General features: G+C 65.0%; 13 protein-coding genes. 9 read left to right on the top strand and 4 right to left on the bottom strand.

Translation table 11 applies throughout. From position 1 onward, the window contains the following. Positions 1-94 precede the first annotated feature (94 nt). The 8 genes from ABIB73_RS04030 to ABIB73_RS03995 all read left to right on the top strand — a co-directional run bounded on the left by ABIB73_RS04030 (position 95) and on the right by ABIB73_RS03995 (position 9,369). The gene (locus tag ABIB73_RS04030; RefSeq protein ID WP_354221637.1) at positions 95-1,591 is read left to right on the top strand and encodes a CoA-acylating methylmalonate-semialdehyde dehydrogenase; all 1,497 of its coding nucleotides are present in this window, start codon (positions 95-97) and stop codon (positions 1,589-1,591) included. A 22-nt stretch (positions 1,592-1,613) separates the two neighbouring features. Beyond that, the gene (locus tag ABIB73_RS04025) at positions 1,614-2,759 is read left to right on the top strand and encodes an isobutyryl-CoA dehydrogenase (RefSeq protein WP_354221635.1); all 1,146 of its coding nucleotides are present in this window, start codon (positions 1,614-1,616) and stop codon (positions 2,757-2,759) included. Beyond that, a complete protein-coding gene (locus ABIB73_RS04020; RefSeq protein ID WP_354221633.1) occupies positions 2,756-3,817 on the top strand; it encodes an enoyl-CoA hydratase/isomerase family protein in 1,062 nt (353 codons plus the stop codon). The genes ABIB73_RS04025 and ABIB73_RS04020 overlap by 4 nt, the downstream gene beginning before the upstream one ends. Before the next feature lie 31 nt (positions 3,818-3,848). Next, positions 3,849-4,739 (top strand): 3-hydroxyisobutyrate dehydrogenase, encoded by an 891-nt coding sequence (mmsB, locus tag ABIB73_RS04015; RefSeq protein WP_354221631.1) that lies wholly within the window; start codon positions 3,849-3,851, stop codon positions 4,737-4,739. Beyond that, on the top strand, positions 4,739-6,457 hold the full coding sequence (locus tag ABIB73_RS04010; RefSeq protein ID WP_354221629.1) for an AMP-binding protein: 1,719 nt from the start codon (positions 4,739-4,741) through the stop codon (positions 6,455-6,457). The genes mmsB and ABIB73_RS04010 overlap by 1 nt, the downstream gene beginning before the upstream one ends. Continuing rightward, the gene (locus ABIB73_RS04005; protein WP_354221627.1) at positions 6,458-6,937 is read left to right on the top strand and encodes a MaoC family dehydratase; all 480 of its coding nucleotides are present in this window, start codon (positions 6,458-6,460) and stop codon (positions 6,935-6,937) included. 119 nt (positions 6,938-7,056) lie between these two features. Next, positions 7,057-7,974, top strand: a complete 918-nt coding sequence (locus tag ABIB73_RS04000) for an SDR family NAD(P)-dependent oxidoreductase (RefSeq protein WP_354221625.1) — start codon at positions 7,057-7,059, stop codon at positions 7,972-7,974. Between the two features lie 165 nt (positions 7,975-8,139). After that, complete coding sequence (locus ABIB73_RS03995; RefSeq protein ID WP_354221623.1) at positions 8,140-9,369, top strand: BaiN/RdsA family NAD(P)/FAD-dependent oxidoreductase; 1,230 nt, start codon at positions 8,140-8,142, stop codon at positions 9,367-9,369. A gap of 109 nt (positions 9,370-9,478) precedes the next feature. On the opposite strand, the gene ABIB73_RS03990 is transcribed toward ABIB73_RS03995, so the two are convergent. From ABIB73_RS03990 to ABIB73_RS03980, 3 genes are all read right to left on the bottom strand, one after another. Continuing rightward, positions 9,479-10,558 (bottom strand): D-TA family PLP-dependent enzyme, encoded by a 1,080-nt coding sequence (locus tag ABIB73_RS03990; protein WP_354221621.1) that lies wholly within the window; start codon positions 10,556-10,558, stop codon positions 9,479-9,481. Positions 10,559-10,622: 64 nt separating this feature from the next. Next, positions 10,623-12,434: an ABC-F family ATP-binding cassette domain-containing protein gene (locus ABIB73_RS03985; protein WP_354221619.1), complete on the bottom strand. Its 1,812-nt coding sequence runs from the start codon at positions 12,432-12,434 to the stop codon at positions 10,623-10,625. Positions 12,435-12,436: 2 nt separating this feature from the next. Beyond that, positions 12,437-12,928, bottom strand: coding sequence for a YaiI/YqxD family protein (locus tag ABIB73_RS03980; RefSeq protein WP_354221618.1), 492 nt, complete (start codon positions 12,926-12,928; stop codon positions 12,437-12,439). Between the two features lie 107 nt (positions 12,929-13,035). Here ABIB73_RS03980 and ABIB73_RS03975 point away from each other — a divergent pair, with 107 nt between their 5' ends. Next, entirely contained in the window at positions 13,036-13,836 is an 801-nt protein-coding gene (locus ABIB73_RS03975; RefSeq protein ID WP_354221616.1) for a hypothetical protein, read from the top strand. Between the two features lie 124 nt (positions 13,837-13,960). Here ABIB73_RS03975 and ABIB73_RS03970 read toward each other — a convergent pair whose 3' ends face one another. Next, complete coding sequence (locus tag ABIB73_RS03970; protein WP_354221614.1) at positions 13,961-16,333, bottom strand: xanthine dehydrogenase family protein molybdopterin-binding subunit; 2,373 nt, start codon at positions 16,331-16,333, stop codon at positions 13,961-13,963. Positions 16,334-16,398: the final 65 nt, after the last annotated feature.

The following is a 16,398-nucleotide window of genomic DNA, read 5'->3' as shown; positions in this document are numbered from 1 at the left end:
CGCACATCTATGGTGCATTATCTCAGACTTGAATCCTATAAAATGCAGGTCGATAGGATTTGTCAAAGCGATCAGGCCTCAAGGAGATCATTCCATGCGTTCAATCGGACATTTCATCGGTGGCAAGGAGGTCAAGGGCACCTCGGGCCGCACCGCCGACGTTTTCGAGCCGATGACCGGTGACGTCCAGGCCAAGGTGGCGCTGGCGTCCAAGGCCGAAGTCCGCGCGGCTGTCGAGAGCGCCCGCGCTGTGCAGCCGGAATGGGCGGCGACCAACCCGCAGCGCCGCGCCCGCGTGATGATGAAGTTCGTCGAGCTGGTGCAGCGCGATTACGACAAGCTCGCCGAGCTGCTCGCGCGCGAGCACGGCAAGACCGTGCCCGACGCCAAGGGCGACATCCAGCGCGGCCTCGAGGTCGCGGAATTCGCCTGCGGCATTCCGCACCTGATGAAGGGCGAGTACACCGAAGGCGCCGGCCCCGGCATCGACATCTATTCGATGCGCCAGGCACTCGGCGTCGTCGCCGGCATCACGCCGTTCAATTTCCCCGCGATGATCCCGATGTGGAAGTTTGCCCCCGCCATTGCCTGCGGCAATGCCTTCATCCTAAAGCCGTCGGAGCGCGATCCCGGCGTGCCGATGATGCTCGCCGAGCTGATGATCGAGGCGGGGCTGCCGGCCGGTATCCTCAATGTCGTCAATGGCGACAAGGAAGCGGTCGACGCCATCCTCGACGATCCCGATATCAAGGCCATCGGCTTCGTCGGCTCCACGCCGATCGCGCAGTACATCTATGAGCGTGCAGCCCAGACCGGCAAGCGCTGCCAGTGCTTTGGCGGCGCCAAGAACCACGCCATCATCATGCCCGACGCCGACATGGACCAGGCCGTCGACGCGCTGATCGGCGCCGGCTACGGCTCGGCCGGCGAGCGTTGCATGGCCGTCTCCGTCGCCGTTCCCGTCGGCAAGACCACCGCCGATCGGCTGATGGACAAGCTGATCCCGCGCGTCGAGTCGCTCAAGATCGGCACCTCGATCGATCCGTCAGCCGATTACGGTCCGCTGGTCACGCGCGAGGCGGTCGAGAAGGTCAAGAGCTACATCGACATCGGCGTCAAGGAAGGCGCGACGCTGGCCGTCGATGGCCGCGGCTTCAAGATGCAGGGCTACGAGAAGGGTTTTTATCTCGGCGGCTCGCTGTTCGACAACGTCACCAAGGACATGCGGATCTACAAGGAAGAGATCTTTGGCCCGGTGCTCTCGGTCGTGCGCGCGCACGACTACAAGGAAGCGCTGGCACTGCCGTCCGAGCATGATTACGGTAACGGCGTTGCCATCTTCACCCGCGACGGCGACGCCGCGCGCGACTTCGCGGCCAAGGTGAATGTCGGCATGGTCGGCATCAACGTGCCGATCCCGGTGCCGATCGCCTATTACACCTTCGGCGGCTGGAAGAAGTCGGGCTTCGGCGATCTCAATCAGCATGGCCCGGACTCGGTCCGCTTCTACACCAAGACCAAGACGGTGACCTCGCGCTGGCCGTCCGGCGTCAAGGAAGGCGCAGAGTTCTCGATCCCGCTGATGAAGTGATCCTCTTAAGAGCGAGGCTACGATGCAATTCGCTCTGAACGAGGATCAGGTCGCGGTTCGCGACATGGCGTTGGCGTTTACGGCGGAAAAGATCGCGCCGCATGCGTTGCGCTGGGACGAGGAGAAGCACTTTCCTGTTGATGTCATGCGCGAGGCCGCGGCCCTTGGCATGGGCGGCATCTACATTCGCGAGGACGTCGGCGGCTCCGCCATGACGCGGTTCGACGCGGCGCTGATTTTTGAGGCGCTGGCGACGGGTTGCCCGACCACCTCGGCCTTCATCTCCATCCACAACATGGCGTCCTGGATGATCGATGCCTATGGCAGCGACACCCAGCGCCACAAATGGCTGCCAAAGCTCTGCACCATGGAGCTGCTCGCGAGCTACTGTCTGACCGAGCCGGGCGCGGGCTCCGACGCGGCAGCGCTGCGCACCCGCGCGGTGCGCGATGGCGATCATTATGTGCTGAACGGCCAGAAGCAGTTCATCTCGGGCGCCGGGGGCACTGATCTGCTGGTTGCGATGGTGCGCACCGGCGGCGACGGCCCGGGCGGCATCTCGACCCTCGTGATCGACGGCGACACGTCGGGCGTCTCCTTCGGCGCCAACGAGCGCAAGATGGGCTGGAACGCGCAGCCGACCCGCGCCGTCATTTTCGAGAACGCGCGCGTGCCGGTCGCCAATCGCCTGAGCGAGGAAGGCATCGGCTTCAAGATTGCGATGGCCGGCCTCGACGGTGGTCGCCTCAACATCACGGCGTGCTCGCTCGGCGGCGCGCAGACCGCGCTCGATAAGGCCCGCGCCTACATGAAGGAGCGTAAGGCGTTTGGAAAACGGCTCGACGAATTCCAGGCGCTGCAATTCCGCCTCGCCGACATGGCGATCGAGCTCGAGGCTGCGCGCACCCTCCTGTGGCGTGCCGCCGCCGCGCTGGACCGCAAGGACCCCGACGCCACCATGCTCTGCGCAATGGCAAAACGCTTCGGTACGGATGCCGGGTTCGAAGTCGCCAACCAGGCGCTCCAGCTTCACGGCGGCTATGGTTACCTCAGCGAATACGGCATCGAGAAGATCGTGCGCGATTTGCGCGTGCACCAGATCCTCGAAGGCACCAATGAAATCATGCGGCTCATCGTGGCGCGCAAACTGATCGAGGGCGCGCGATGACAGAAGAAGGCGATCTGATCGTTCGCCGCGAGGGCGCGGCGGGCGTGATCCGGCTCAACCGCCCCAAGGCGCTCAACGCCATGACGCTGGAGATGTCTGAAGGCATCGACGTCGCGCTTGATAGGTTCGAGACCGATCCGGACGTAGCGGTGATCGTGCTGGAAGGCGCGGGCGAACGCGGCCTCTGCGCAGGCGGCGACATCCGCGGCCTCTATGAGAGCTCGCGCGAAGGCGGCGACCTCGGCGCACGGTTCTGGCGCCAGGAATACATCATGAATGCGCGGATCGCGAAGTATCCGAAGCCGTACGTCGCATTCATGGACGGTCTCGTGATGGGCGGCGGCGTCGGCCTGTCCGGTCATTCCAGCCATCGCGTCGCCACCGATCGCACCAGGCTGGCGATGCCTGAAGTCGGGCTCGGCTTTTTCCCCGATGTCGGCGGCACCTGGCTGTTGTCGCGCTCGCCCGGCGAAATCGGTACCTATTTCGGCCTGACCGGCCAGAACATGAACGGCCCCGATGCGATTCACGCGAAATTCGCCGATGCCGTGGTGCCGGCGGCCAAATGGCCGGAGCTGCGCGAAGCCCTGACAAAGGTTCGCTCTGGCGTGACCGCAACTGAGGTCAGCAAGCTCATCAACGGCTTTGCGACGGGCGATGCCGCAGGACCGGTGGCTGCAAAGCAGGCGATGATCGATGCACTGTTTGGCTTCGATCGCATGGAGGATATCATCGCGGCGCTCAAGCGCGACGGCTCCGAGTTTGCGCAGGCGACACTGAAGACGCTTGGCGAAAAATCGCCGCGCGGCATGGTGGTGACGCTGAAGCTGCTGCGCCTCGCGCGCACGGCGTCAAGTCTCGAAGAATGTCTGGTGCGCGAATATCGCGCCGCGCTGGAAGTCTTCCGCAGCGACGATTTTCGCGAGGGTGTGCGCGCTGCCGTGATCGACAAGGACCGCAACCCGACCTGGTCGCCGCCGCGCGTCGAGGACGTCACGCCAGACATGCTTGCGCCGTATCTGGCCGAGATCGGCGCCGACGAATTGAAATTCAACTGATCAACGAAGCGCATCACGGGAGGACATCGAGATGGCCACGATCGCATTCATCGGTCTCGGCAACATGGGCGGCCCGATGGCGGCCAATCTGGTCAAGGCCGGCCACAAGGTGGTGGCATTCGACCTCGCTGAAGCCTCGCGCAATCAGGCCAAGGCCGACGGCGCCGGCATCGCTGACAGCGCGGCGGGCGCGGTGAAGGGCGCCGAAATCGTCGTCACCATGTTGCCGGCCGGCAAGCACGTGCTCGATGTCTGGAACGAGGTCGTTCCGGCCATGGCCAAGGGGGCGCTGGTTATCGACTCGTCCACCATCGACGTCGAGAGCGCGCGGCAGGCGCATGCGCTCGCGGCAAAGCAGGGCGTGCTCTCGGTCGACGCGCCCGTCTCCGGCGGAACCGGCGGCGCCAAGGGCGCGACGCTCACCTTCATGTGCGGCGGCGACGACAAGGCGTTTGCCGCGGCCAAGCCCGTGCTGGAGAAGATGGGCAAGAAGATCGTGCATTGCGGCGGCGCCGGTGCTGGGCAGGCCGCCAAGATCTGCAACAACATGATCCTCGGCATTTCCATGATCGCGGTCAGCGAGGCCTTTGCGCTCGCCGAGAAGCTCGGCCTCTCGCATCAGGCGCTGTTCGACGTCGCCTCGACCTCGTCGGGCCAGTGCTGGTCGCTAACGACCTATTGCCCGGTGCCGGGCCCGGTGCCGACCTCGCCCGCCAACAACGACTACAAACCGGGCTTTGCCTCGGCGCTGATGGTGAAGGATTTGACGTTGGCGCAGGACGCTGCGAAAGCTGCCGGTGCAGCGACGCCGCTCGGCCAGCATGCGCAGGAGATTTACCAGGCCTTCGATAAGGCCGGCCAGGGCGGGGTGGATTTTTCCGGAATTATCAAGCACGTTAGGGGGCTGGCCGGGAAAGCCTAATGACGACATTTCAGGACGCGCGCGCGTTTCTTCTTGATAACCGGACGGACTACGAGACTGCGGTCAAAGATTTCCGCTGGCCCGATCCGGTTCCCTTCAACTGGGCGCTAGACTGGTTCGACGCCGAGCTGGCAGCGAGTGCAGAGAGCAAGGACCGGCCTGCGCTCTGGATTGTCGATACCGCGCAGGACAAACAGACAAAACTGTCCTTTGCGACGCTCTCGAAGCGCTCGAACCAGGTTGCCAACTTCCTCCGCGCGCAGGGATTGAGGCGCGGCGATCATCTCCTGCTGCTGCTCGGCAATGTGGTTCCGCTGTGGGAAACCATGCTCGCGGCGATGAAGCTCGGCGTCGTCGTCATCCCCGCGACCACGCTGCTCACCGCGGACGAATTGCGCGACCGGCTCGATCGCGGCAAGGCGAAGGCGGTGGTCGCGGCGCAAGACCAGGTTGCGAAGTTCGCGAGCCTCGGTGCCGAAAACCTCGTGCGCATCGTGGTGGGCCCGGCGTCCGACGGCTGGTTCGTCTATGACGAGGCGTCGAAAGCTTTGGAGTGTTTTGCCCCTGATGGGCCGACCAACGCCGACGACCCGATGCTGCTCTATTTCACCTCGGGCACGACGGCGAAGCCAAAGCTCGTGCGGCACAGCCAGCGAAGTTATCCCGTCGGCCATCTCTCGACCATGTACTGGATCGGGCTAAAACCCGGCGACGTTCACCTCAACATCTCATCGCCGGGCTGGGCCAAGCATGCCTGGAGCTGTTTCTTTGCGCCGTGGAACGCGGGCGCCACCGTGTTCGTGGTCAACCAGCCGCGCTTCGACGCCAAAGGCCTGCTCGCCACCATCGGCCGCTGCGCCGTCACCACGCTGTGCGCGCCGCCGACGGTGTGGCGGCTGTTCATTCAGGAGAACCTTGCGGCCTTCAAGGTGGCGTTGCGCGAGGTCTGCGGTGCCGGCGAACCGCTCAATCCGGAGGTGATCGACCAGGTGCAGGCGGCCTGGGGCCTCACCATCCGCGATGGCTATGGCCAGACTGAAACCACGGCGCTCGCCGGCAACTCGCCGGGGCAAAAGATCAAGGTCGGCTCGATGGGCCGCCCGCTGCCGGGCTACCGTGTGCAGGTCAGCGATGCCGACGGTAGCCCTGCGAAGGAGGGCGAGGTGGCGCTGATGCTGGGCTCAAACCGTCCCGCAGGCCTGATGCAGGGCTATCAGGGCGACGACGGCACATTGTCCGGCGCGGAAGGCGAACTCTATCGCAGCGGCGATGTCGTCTTCGAGGATGACGACGGCTATCTCACCTTCGTCGGCCGCTCCGATGACGTCTTCAAATCCTCCGATTACCGCATCAGCCCGTTCGAGCTGGAGAGCGTGCTGCTTGAGCATGAGCTCGTCGCCGAAGCCGCCGTGGTGCCGAGCCCCGATCCGATCCGGCTCGCGATCCCCAAGGCGTTCGTGCTGCTGACCTCGGGCGCGGAGCGGACGCCGGAGACCGCGCTGTCCATCTTCAAGCACCTGCACACGCGCCTTGCGCCGTTCAAGCGCATCCGCCGCCTCGAAATCGTCACCGAGCTGCCGAAGACGATCTCGGGAAAGATCCGCCGCGTTCAGCTCAGACGGTTAGAGCGCGACGACGACCGCAACGATCCCCTGCGCGGTCGCGAATTCCGGGAAGAGGACTTTCCGGAGCTGCCGAAAACACGGAGTGAGACCTAAGTGAACGAAGTCTGGAAGAAGCCGCCGATTATGCTGGAGGCCTATCAGGCCATGGTCGGGAAAGAGATCGGTGTGTCCTCATGGCACCTGGTAGACCAGCCCCGCATCGACACCTATGCCGACGTGATCGAGGATCACCAGTTCATCCACGTCGATCCTGAAAGGGCGAAGAAGGAAACCGCCTTTGGCACTACCATCGCGCACGGCTTCCTCACGATGTCGCTGCTGTCGATCATGTCCTACGAGGTGATGCCGGTGATCGCGGGCACGACGATCGGCGTGAATTACGGCTTCGACAAGCTGCGCTTCATCTCGCCGGTGCGTTCCGGCAAGCGCGTCCGCGGCCGTTTCGTGCTGGCGGAAGCCAAGCTGCGCAAGCCGAACGAATTGCAGTTCCGCACCAACGTGACGGTGGAGATCGAGGGTGAGGAGAAGCCGGCGCTGGTCGCGGAGTGGCTCGGATTGATCTATTTCGCGTGACCTGAGGCGTATTTGCCGGGCTTGACCCGGCAATCCATCGCTGCTCAAAAGCCTGTCGATTTTGATGGATGGCCGGGTCAAGCCCGGCCATGACGATCTAACATATGGGAAGCACACTCATGGCAATCAGGTTCGACGGACGCGTCGCCATCGTCACCGGCGCGGGCAATGGTCTCGGACGGGCGCATGCGCTGGGATTGGCCAGCCGCGGCGCGAAGGTCGTGGTCAACGACTTTGGCGGCGCGCGCGATGGCAGCGGCGGTTCGCTGTCGCCGGCGGAAGCCGTGGTCGAGGAGATCCGCAAGGCCGGCGGCACCGCGATGGCAGATGGCGCCGACGTCTCGAATTTCGAGCAGGTCACCGCCATGATCGAGCGCGCCACCAGGGAATGGGGCAGCGTTGATCTGATGTGCGCCAATGCCGGCATTTTGCGCGACAAATCGTTCGGCAAGATGGAAGCTGCCGATTTCCAGAAGGTGCTCGACGTGCACCTCGTCGGCACCTTCTACTGCTGCAAGGCGGCCTGGGCCGGCATGCGCGACCGCAATTACGGCCGCATCGTGCTGACAACCTCGTCCTCCGGGCTCTACGGCAATTTCGGCCAGGCCAATTACGGCGCGGCGAAATCCGGCATGGTCGGCCTGATGAATGTGCTCGCCGAGGAAGGCCGCAAGACCAACATCCGCGTCAACATCATCTCGCCGACGGCGGCGACCCGCATGACCGAAGAGCTGTTGCCGCCGCAGGCGCTGCAATTGATGAAGCCGAACGCGATCACGCCCGCCGTCGAATACATGCTGAGTGAGGACGCGCCGACCCGTACCATCATGGGCGCCGGCGCCGGTTCGTTTGCGGTGATCAAGATTTTGGAGAGCGAGGGCATCAACCTGCCGGAGTCCGAATGGACGCCGGATGCGGTTGCCGCGCACTTCACCGAGATCAGCGATATGTCGAAGGCCAAGGCCTTGCAGGGCGCGTTCGAGCAGACGCAGAAATACGTGGCGCAGGCCGCGGCGCGGGCGGGAATCAAGCTGTAGCCGCCGTCATTCCGACGAACCGGAATTCGCACTCTCCGTCATGGCCGGGCTTGTCCCGGCCATCCACGTCTTTGGCCCCACTCGCGCAGCCGTCCGTGGATGCCCGGGACAAGCCCGGGCATGACGACCTGTTCTTTGGTGTCCAGCCTGGCCTAAACTCCCGCCATGACATCTGTTGAATCCCACGTCGCCGTCGTCGGTGCCGGCCCCGCCGGGCTGATGGCGGCGGAGATGCTGGCGCAAGGCGGCGTTCGTGTCACCGTCTACGACGCCATGCCGTCCGCGGGCCGCAAATTCCTGATGGCCGGCCGCGGCGGGCTCAATCTCACCCACAGCGAGCAGTTAGCGGATTTCCTCACCCGCTACCGGGAAGCGATGCCGCATCTGCGCGCCGCAGTCGAAACGTTTCCGCCCGACGCGCTGCGCGACTGGAGCGCGGCACTCGGGCAGCTCACCTTCGTCGGCTCCAGCGGCCGCGTGTTTCCGAAGGCGTTCAAGGCCTCGCCCCTGCTGCGTGCCTGGCTGCGGCGACTCGATGCCGCCGGTGTGCGCTTTGCCTTTCGCCATCGCTGGATTGGATGGGAGGGGGAAGGGAAGTTACAATTTCAAACACCCGATGGCACGGCCGCCATTGCCGCGGACGCCACGGTGCTGGCGCTCGGCGGCGCAAGCTGGCCGCGGCTCGGGTCGGACGGTGGCTGGGTCGATATCCTCGCGGCAAAAAGCATTGCCGTCTCGAAGCTGCGGCCGGCCAATTCCGGGTTCACGGTCGCATGGTCCGATGTGTTCCGTGATCGTTTTGAGGGACAGCCGCTCAAGGGTGTGGCACTGACGATCGGTGCACACACGGTACGTGGTGAAGCGATGATCACACGCAGCGGCATCGAAGGTGGTGCGATCTATGCGCTGTCGGCGGAGCTGCGCGAGGCGGTGCTGGGTCTCGGGCAGGCGCGGCTTACGATCGCATTGCGGCCCGACCTCGACGCCGCCGCGCTGACCACGCGCCTGTCGGGCACGCGCGGCAAGCAATCGCTTGCGAACTTCCTGCGCAAGGCGGCGCAAGTGTCGCCGGTCGGAATCGGCCTGATGCAGGAGGCCGCCATCGCGTCCGGCCGGCCGCTGGCATCATTCTCGCCGGCCGATCTCGCGCAGCTGATCAATGCAATTCCGGTTCAGCTCACCGGCGTTGCGCCGATTGCCCGCGCGATCTCGACCGCAGGCGGAATTGGCTTAGACGAGCTCGACGAACACTTCATGCTGCGCGGTCTGCCCGGCACGTTTGCAGCCGGCGAGATGCTGGACTGGGAGGCGCCGACCGGCGGCTATCTGCTCCAGGCGTCGTTTGCGACGGGGGCCGCTGCGGGCAGGGGTGTTTTGAGGTGGCTAAGACGCTAACCACCGTCATTGCGAGCGTAGCGAAGCAATCCAGATTCTTTTCGCGGTGACAGTCTGGATTGCTTCGTCGCTTCGCTCCTCGCAATGACGATTGTGGAGGCCGCGCGCCTTACCGCAGCTTGCCCCGCGCCGCCACCGGCAGCGTGCCGATGATCTCGTCGCCGCGCACCATCACGACCTCGTCCATCATGTTGACGACAACGCAGACGTGGTTCGGCACGATGCGCACGACGTCGCCGACATTGGGCCGGGTGTTGCTGCGGGAGAGGTCGAGGAAGCCGTGTTCTTCTGCGAAACGCGCGATCTTGGCTTCGGGGTGCTCGAGGATCAGGCCGTGGCCGTCGAGCCCGCCGGTATCCGTCGTCAGCGTCTTGGAGCCGGCGTCGAGGATGCCGCGTTCGGGTGCGGCACGGCTGACCACCGTCGAATAGATGTGCAGCGCGCAGTCGTCCCAGGTGGCGGAGCCGGCCGCGACCTGCATGCGGTCGTTGTAGATGTAAGTGCCGAAGCGATGCTCGGTGCCGCCCTTGAGCTTGCCGATATTCTTCAGGTTCGGCGTGCCGCCGGTCGAGACGATGGTGGCCTCTAACCCGTGCGCGCGCACGCCGGCCAGCGCCTCGTCGAAAAACTTCTGCGCGTCAGCCCAGCCGGTCTCGGTCGGATACATCATGAAGCCGGCGAAGTGCAGCCCCTTGGACGCCGCGATCTCGCGTGCCAGCGCAATCGCTTCGGCCGGCGTCTCGACGCCCGCGCGCTTGCGCCCCGTGTCGCATTCGACCACGACCGAGAGCGGGCGGCCCGACGCGGCGGCAGCCTTCGGCAGGCCGGCGACGACCGTCGAATTGTCCGCGGCAACCGTCATGTTGGCCTTCGCCTGCAACGCGCCGAGACGCGCCATCTTTTCTTCACCCAAGAGATTGTAGCTGATCAGGATGTCGTCGATGCCGGCATTGGCCATGATCTCGGCCTCGCCGAGTTTCTGGCAGGTGATGCCCTTTGCGCCAGCCGCGACCTGCATCTTTGCGATCGTCGGATTCTTGTGCGTCTTGATGTGCGGCCGGTTGGCGACGCCGGCGTCATCGCAGGCCTTCTGGATGCGCGCGATGTTGCGCTCGACCTTGTCCATGTCGATGACGGCGCAGGGGGTGCCATATTCACGGGCGATTTTTGCGGCGAGGGGAGTGGTCATGGAAGTCTCTGAGTTGGCGCGCATTCTGATCGCAAAACCGGTGCCCACTTTTGCGGAATGCGCGCTAGGCCTGTTCAATCTCTTCGCGGAGCATTTCCAGTTCGAGCCAACGCTCTTCGGCGGCGGACAATTCGTCATGCGCCTTGGCGATGGCGGTGGAGGTGTCGTCGAATTTATTGCGATCTTTGACGTAGAGGTTGGGATCATCGAGCACGCGTTGCAGCCTGGCGATATCGGCGTGCAAGTTTTCCATCTTCTTCGGTAGGGTTTCAAGCGCGTGCTTCTCGTTGAAACTCAACCGCCGTTTTTGCGTGGCAGCAGGAGCCGCGGCCCGCTCTTCCTTCTTCTCCGCCGGGGCTTGCGCCCTTGCCGTCTCGCGCTTCAGGTCGGCGCCGCGCTGCGTCAGCATGTCGCTGTAGCCGCCGGCATATTCGATCCACTTGCCGTTGCCCTCGGGCGCGATCACTGAGGTGACGACGCGGTCGAGGAAGTCGCGGTCATGGCTGATCAGGATCACCGTGCCCTCGTAGTCACCGAGCATGTCTTCGAGTACGTCGAGCGTCTCGAGATCGAGATCATTGGTCGGCTCGTCCAGCACCAGCAGGTTCGACGGCTTTGCCAGCGCGCGGGCCAGCATCAGCCGGCCACGCTCGCCGCCCGAGAGTACTTCGAGCGGCGTGCCGCGTTGCTCCTGTGCAAACAGAAAGTCCTTCATGTAGCCGACGACGTGCTTCGGCTTGCCGCCGACCATGATCTGGTCGCCGCGACCGCCCGTCAGGGCTTCGGCAAGCGTCGATTTTGGATCGAGGCTTTCGCGGTGCTGGTCGAGCGTGGCCATCTCCAGGTTGGCGCCGAGCCGTATCGTGCCGGAGTCCGGCTGCGCGCCGCCGGTGAGGAGATTGACCAGCGTGGTCTTGCCGGCGCCGTTCGGCCCGATGATGCCGAGCCGGTCGCCGCGCTGGATGCGGGTGGAGAAATTGTCGACGATCATGCGCTCGCCAAAAGCCTTGGTGACGCCCTTGGCCTCGATCACCAGCTTGCCGGATTGCTCCGCTTCTGCGGCAGCCAGATTGGCGCCGCCGGCCGTCCCGCGATAATTGCGGCGCTGATCGCGCAGCGCGTGCAGATTGCCGAGCCGCTTGACGTTGCGTTTGCGCCGGCCGGAGACGCCGTGACGCAGCCAATGCTCCTCGTCGACGATCTTGCGGTCGAGCTTGTGCTGATCGCGCTCTTCCTCCGCCAGCACCTCGTCGCGCCAGGTCTCGAACGACGCAAAGCCGCGGTCGATCTGCTTGATCCTGCCGCGGTCGAGCCAGGCGGTGGCGCGCGAGAGATTCGTGAGGAAGCGGCGGTCGTGGCTGATCAGCACCAGCGCGCTGCGGCGGCTGTCGAGCTCCTTTTCCAGCCACTCGATCGTGGAGAGATCCAGATGGTTGGTTGGCTCGTCCAGCAGCAGAATGTCGGGAGAGGGCGCCAGCACGCATGCGAGGGCCGCGCGACGTGCCTCGCCGCCGGAGAGGTTTTCGGGACTCTCGTTGCCGGTGAGCTCGAGCTGCTCCAGCAAATAGCGCGCCTGGTATGGATCGTCGCCCGGCGCGAGGCCCGCCTCGACATAGGCAAGCGTGGTCTTGTGGTCGCCGAAATCCGGCTCCTGCTGCAAATAGCGAACGGTCGCGCCGGGCTGGACGAAGCGCGTGCCGCCGTCGGGCTCGACGATGCCGGCGGCGATCTTCAGCAGCGTCGATTTGCCGGAGCCGTTGCGGCCGATCAGGCAGACGCGTTCGCCTGCCGCGACATTGAGCTCGACGCCGCTCAGCAGCGGCGTGCCGCCAAAGGTCAGCTTGATGTCTTTCAACTGGATCAGCGGCGGCGCCATCGTCAGCTCTGGCTCGTTACGGCCTGGTCGGCGCGGCGGCGCTGGATCCGGCGCAGCGTCTGGTCGAGCGCCGAGAGGAACGTCGAGCGGTCGCGCGGCGCAAACGATCTTGGGCCGCCGGTGACCTCGCCCGCGGAACGCAAATCCGTCATCAGGTTGCGGACCGCGAGCGTCATCCCGATCGACTCCTCCGTAAACGGTTTTCCGTTCGGCGCGATCACGTCGGCGCCTGCCTTTACGCAGCGGCTCGCCAGTGGAATGTCGGAGGTGACGACGATGTCGCCGGGGCCCGCGCGCTCAGCGATCCAGTCGTCAGCCGCGTCCATGCCGGCGCCGGCCGCGATCCGCTCGATCAGGGGATCCTGGGGCACGCGAATGAAGTTGCCGGCGACCACGCTCACGGGCACGCCATGCCGGGTCGCGACACGGTAGATCTCGTCCTTCACCGGACAGGCATCGGCGTCGACATAGATGCGGGTGGGGGTGTCAGTCATTCGCGGCGTGGTACCCCATTCGGGCGCCAAATGCGAGGGGATTGACCCCGGTTCCTCAGGGCCTACGATCGGCCGCGAAATAACAAAAATACAGGGAAGGCCAAGCCATGCCGAACCGGCTCGAAACCTACTGCGTCGATGCCTACAACACGGCCAAGCAGTCCGAAAACAAGATGCATGACGACACGGTGGCGCGCCGCTTCGGCTTTTCCGGCGGCTTGGTGCCCGGTGTCGATGTCTTCGCGTATATGATGCATGTGCCGGTCGCCCGCTGGGGCCGTGATTTCCTCGCGCGCGGGCTGATCGAGGCGCGCTTCGTCAAGCCGGTCTATGATGGCGAGACGGCCGATGTCGATGCGACCGAGCACAATGGTCTGCTCACAATCGAGGTATTCAGCCGCAGCGAGCTGTGTGCCACAGGCACGGCCTCGCTGCTGGCGGCCGCGCCCGAGGTCTCGTTGAACGACTATGTCGAGGTCCCTACGGTGGCTGAGCGCAAGCCGGTCAGCCCGGCCACTTTCGAGGCCGGCAAATGGCTCGGCACGATGCCGCGCCGCTGGGCGGGGCAGGACGCGGCCAACTATCTCGCCGATATCAGGGAAACCGATCCGATTTTTGCGCATGAAGGGCTTGGCCATCCCGGCCTGATCCAGCGGGTCATGAATCGCGTGCTGGTCGACAACACCATTCTGGGCCCGTGGATCCATGTCGGCAGCCGGATGCAGCTATTGTCGCCAGCGCGCGTCGGCGACGAGATCACCGCGCGGGCGAAAGTCACCGCGAACTACGAGAAGAAGGGCCACCGCTTCGTCGAGCTCGACGCGCTGGTGGTCGCCAACGGCACGACGCCGCTGGCACATTGCCAGCACATCGCAATCTACCAGCCGCGTGAGCAAGCGGCGGCGTAGGCGGAAATAGGCACATCGTCACCACATCGTCATGCCCGGGCATGTCCCGGGCATCCACGTTCTTGGTGCCTCACGGCGCGGATGGCCGGGACAAGCCCGGCCATGACGACGGAGAGAGCGCCCCTTATGCCGCCGTCCCCTTCGCATCCTGGATCGCGCGCCAGACGCGCTCCGGCGTCAGTGGCATGTCGATGTGCTTGATGCCGTAGTCGGAGAGCGCATCGACCACGGCATTCACCACCGTCGACAGGCTGCCGGCGCAGCCGGCTTCGCCGCAGCCCTTGGTGCCGAGCGGATTGCTCTTGGCCGGCACTGGGTGATCGCCGACCGCCATGAACGGCACGTCCTCGGCGCGGGGCAGGGCATAGTCCATCAGCGAGCCCGTGATCGGCTGGCCGCTCTCGTCGTAGCGGACATGCTCCATCAGCGCTTGTCCAATGCCCTGGACGACGCCGCCATGGAGCTGGCCCTCGACCAGCAGCGGGTTGATCACCGTGCCGAAATCGTTGACCGCACTGTAGCGCACGATCTGCACCACGCCGGTGTCGGGATCGACCTCGACCTCGGCGACATGGCAGCCGTTCGGGAAGGCCGACGGCACCGGCTCGCTGGTGTGGTCGACGTCGAGGCTATCGGGCACGCCGTCCGGCACCTTGCCGTCATGCAGGCGTTTTGCCAGCTCCATGATGTCGATGCTGCGGTCAGTGCCGGCGATCGTAAAGCTGCCGTCGGCGAACTCGATGTCGGCCTCGGAGGCCTCCAGCATATGCGCGGCGGCGCGCTTGCCCTTCTCGATCACGAGCTTTGATGATTCCACGATGGCTTGTCCGGTCGCGGTGATCGAGCGCGAGCCGCCGGTGCCGTTGCCGGTGTGGACGATGTCGCTGTCGCCCTGGACGAGCTTGACGCTCTCGAAGGGGATTCCGAGCTGCGCGCACAGCACCTGGGCGAACGGCGTGGCATGGCCCTGGCCGTAGTCGAGCGTGCCGGTGACGAGCTGCACGCTGCCATCGGGATCGAACACGATCTTGCCGAGCTCGGGGCTCGGCGGCGCGGTGACCTCGAGATAGGAGCCGACGGCGATGCCGCGCAGCTTGCCGGCCTTCCGGCTCTCCTTCTTGCGCTTGGCAAAATTCTCGTGGTCGGAGATTTCGAGCGCCTTGTTGAACACCGCCTGGAAGTCGCCGCTGTCATAGGTGACGCCGGAGGAAGCCGGGAACGGCATCTGGTTCGGCTTGATGAAGTTGCGCTTGCGCAAGGTCAGCCGGTTGATGCCCATCTCGTCGGCGGCGCGGTCGATCAGCCGCTCCATGTAGTAGTTCGCCTCGGGCCGGCCGGCACCGCGATAGGCGCCCATCAGCGTGGTGTTGGTCAGGACCGTCTTGATGTCGACGCCCATCAGCGGCGTGCGATAGACGCTGGAAAAGTTCTTGCCGGTGTTGAGCGAGAGCGGCCCCGGCGAAACACCGGTGATGTAGGCGCCGAGATTGCCGTAGCCGGACAGCTTTGCCGCGAGGAAGTGCCCTTCGGCGTCCAGCGCGAGTTCAGCGCGAATCCTCTGCGCGCGGCCGTGGCTGTCGGAGAGGAAGCTGGTCGAGCGTTCGTCGAGCCATTTGACCGGCCGTCCCAGCGCCTTGGCCGCATACAGGATACACATGTACTCGGGATAGTTGACGTTCTTCATCCCGAAGGAGCCGCCGACATTGGCGGTGAGGATGCGTACCTTCTCGTTCGGCACCTTCAGGTTCTTGGCGAGGTTGGCGCGGTTGCCGGCGACGCCCTGCGTCGGCATCTGGATCGTGTAGCGCTCGGTGGTCTTGTCGTAGGAAGCAAGCCCTACGCGCGGCTCCATCGAGACCACGGCGACGCGGGTGTTCTCGATGTCGACCTTGGTGACATGGGCGGCGGCGGCGAAGGCCGCATTCACCTTCTCCATGTCGCCATAGTGGTAATCGAGCGCGACATTGTTGGGGATGTGGTCGTAAAGCTGCGGCGCGCCGGGCTGGGCGGCTTCCTCGGGATCCGTCACTGCCGGCAGCGGTGCGATGTCGACTTCGACCGCCTCGGCCGCGTCGCGTGCCTGCGCCAAGGTCTCCGCCACCACGAAGGCGACGGGATCGCCGACGAAGCGGACCTTGTCGGTTGCCAGCGGCTGGCGGTTGGTCTGGAGCAGGGGCGAGCCATCGCGGCTCTTCAGCGGCAGGCCGCAGGTGAAGGGGCCATAGCCGGCGGCGTCGAGCTCAGTGCCGGTCCACACCCCCAGCACGCCCGGCATTGCCCTGGCGGCGTCGGTGCCGATGCCGCGGATGATTCCGTGGGCATGGGTCGAGCGCACGACCACGGCATGGGCCTGGCCTGGCAGGTTGAAATCGTCGGTATAGCGGCCCTTGCCGCGGACCAGCGTGTCGTCCTCCTTGCGGCGGACCGGCTGCCCGACGCCGTATTTTTGCAGTGCAATAGCGTTCTCGAGCGTGGATGATTTGGTGTGTTCTTGCATGGAGATGACCTGAAATGCCGGCAATTGCGCGTTTTGTGGGCGCCTAGGGGACCGGACTCCCTTCA

Source organism: Bradyrhizobium sp. F1.4.3 (genome assembly GCF_040548375.1).
In the GTDB taxonomy this organism is placed as follows: Bacteria; Pseudomonadota; Alphaproteobacteria; order Rhizobiales; family Xanthobacteraceae; genus Bradyrhizobium.
The sequence above is the reverse complement of the archived record's forward strand: the minus strand, read 5'-3'. Positions and strand labels throughout refer to the sequence as shown.

Excerpts from the sequence above, each read along its gene's own strand:
- ABIB73_RS03990 (WP_354221621.1), bottom strand. The coding sequence starts at position 10,558 with ATGACCACTCCCCTCGCCGCAAAAATCGCCCGTGAATATGGCACCCCC.
- ABIB73_RS03975 (WP_354221616.1), top strand. The coding sequence starts at position 13,036 with ATGCCGAACCGGCTCGAAACCTACTGCGTCGATGCCTACAACACGGCC.
- ABIB73_RS04000 (WP_354221625.1), top strand. The coding sequence starts at position 7,057 with ATGGCAATCAGGTTCGACGGACGCGTCGCCATCGTCACCGGCGCGGGC.
- mmsB (WP_354221631.1), top strand. The coding sequence starts at position 3,849 with ATGGCCACGATCGCATTCATCGGTCTCGGCAACATGGGCGGCCCGATG.
- ABIB73_RS04010 (WP_354221629.1), top strand. The coding sequence starts at position 4,739 with ATGACGACATTTCAGGACGCGCGCGCGTTTCTTCTTGATAACCGGACG.
- ABIB73_RS03985 (WP_354221619.1), bottom strand. The coding sequence starts at position 12,434 with ATGGCGCCGCCGCTGATCCAGTTGAAAGACATCAAGCTGACCTTTGGC.
- ABIB73_RS03970 (WP_354221614.1), bottom strand. The coding sequence starts at position 16,333 with ATGCAAGAACACACCAAATCATCCACGCTCGAGAACGCTATTGCACTG.
- ABIB73_RS03980 (WP_354221618.1), bottom strand. The coding sequence starts at position 12,928 with ATGACTGACACCCCCACCCGCATCTATGTCGACGCCGATGCCTGTCCG.
- ABIB73_RS04025 (WP_354221635.1), top strand. The coding sequence starts at position 1,614 with ATGCAATTCGCTCTGAACGAGGATCAGGTCGCGGTTCGCGACATGGCG.
- ABIB73_RS03995 (WP_354221623.1), top strand. The coding sequence starts at position 8,140 with ATGACATCTGTTGAATCCCACGTCGCCGTCGTCGGTGCCGGCCCCGCC.
- ABIB73_RS04030 (WP_354221637.1), top strand. The coding sequence starts at position 95 with ATGCGTTCAATCGGACATTTCATCGGTGGCAAGGAGGTCAAGGGCACC.
- ABIB73_RS04020 (WP_354221633.1), top strand. The coding sequence starts at position 2,756 with ATGACAGAAGAAGGCGATCTGATCGTTCGCCGCGAGGGCGCGGCGGGC.